The sequence below is a fragment of the Methylobacterium sp. DB0501 genome, from assembly GCF_011043735.1.
GTDB lineage: Bacteria > Pseudomonadota > Alphaproteobacteria > Rhizobiales > Beijerinckiaceae > Methylobacterium > Methylobacterium alsaeris.
The window spans coordinates 1-1,199 of record NZ_JAAKGV010000081.1 but is presented as its reverse complement, the minus strand read 5'-3'; the positions used below and the strand labels follow the sequence as shown (position 1 = coordinate 1,199).

The following is a 1,199-nucleotide window of genomic DNA, read 5'->3' as shown; positions in this document are numbered from 1 at the left end:
TCACGGTACTGGTTCGCTATCGGTCGCTGAGGAGTACTTAGGCTTGGAGGGTGGTCCCCCCATCTTCAGACAGGATTTCACGTGTCCCGCCTTACTCGTGTCCTGGCATTGGCTTGTCCCGTACGGGGCTGTCACCCATCCTGCCGGCCATTCCAGGCCGTTCCGGTAAGCGTCATGCCAGGCGCTGGCCTGGTCCGCGTTCGCTCGCCACTACTGACGGAGTCTCGTTGATGTCCTTTCCTCCGGGTACTGAGATGTTTCAGTTCCCCGGGTTCGCTTCAAACCCCTATGAATTCAGGGCTTGATACCTTCGTAAACCATCGTAGCGCAGACCCAGTGAACTGGATCCACGATACGGTGGCTGAAGGTGGGTTTCCCCATTCGGAGATCCTCGGATCAAAGCTCGTTCGATCCTCGGATCAAAGCTCGTTCGCAGCTCCCCAAGGCTTATCGCAGCGTACCACGTCCTTCATCGCCTCTCAGCGCCAAGGCATCCACCAGATGCTCTTAAGGCACTTGATCGCTCTCATGATCGGTGTCCGGTGGTGAGCGACAGCCGTAGCTGTCGTCACCGCCATCCACGGTCACGATAAAGACCGGCAGCAGGTCCTTTCAGACCCACTGCCTTATGCTTGCCGAACGCACCCGGGCCGGCCGCTTTCGCAACAGCCCGGGCACATTCCCTCTTCACGATGTCAGATATCCGCAGCAAGCGCGCTCAAGGCGCTGGCTTCGCTGCGAAGCTCTTTGATCCGGACGACCCTCGACYGCATTGCCGATCGGCAGGGGAGGGTGGTGGAGCTGGACGGGATCGAACCGACGACCTCATGCTTGCAAAGCACGCGCTCTCCCAACTGAGCTACAGCCCCGAGCGGGAAGCAGCCAAGTGGCAAGCGGCCTGATCCTGGTGGGCCTGGGACGACTCGAACGTCCGACCTCACCCTTATCAGGGGTGCGCTCTAACCACCTGAGCTACAGGCCCGTCGCTGGCTCCGCCAGCGTGTCCGGATGATGAGAAAGAGAAACGAAGACGGCGCGTCCCGCCATATGAACCCTGACTGGGTTCTTGATCCAACGACGCCGTGAGAGTGAGCGGCTCGCAAGCGAGCATCACGTCAGACAGCATCCTTAGAAAGGAGGTGATCCAGCCGCAGGTTCCCCTACGGCTACCTTGTTACGACTTCACCCCAGTCGCTGAC

At 59.9% G+C, this 1,199-nt stretch carries 2 tRNA genes and 2 rRNA genes; all 4 read right to left on the bottom strand.

The features are described from left to right. Positions 1-522, bottom strand: a 23S ribosomal RNA gene (locus tag G4G93_RS35385); the annotation flags it as partial. Positions 523-793: 271 nt separating this feature from the next. Next, positions 794-869: transfer RNA gene (locus tag G4G93_RS35380), tRNA-Ala, on the bottom strand. A 36-nt stretch (positions 870-905) separates the two neighbouring features. After that, a tRNA-Ile gene (locus G4G93_RS35375) sits at positions 906-982 on the bottom strand. A gap of 150 nt (positions 983-1,132) precedes the next feature. Continuing rightward, a 16S ribosomal RNA gene (locus G4G93_RS35370) occupies positions 1,133-1,199 on the bottom strand; the annotation flags it as partial.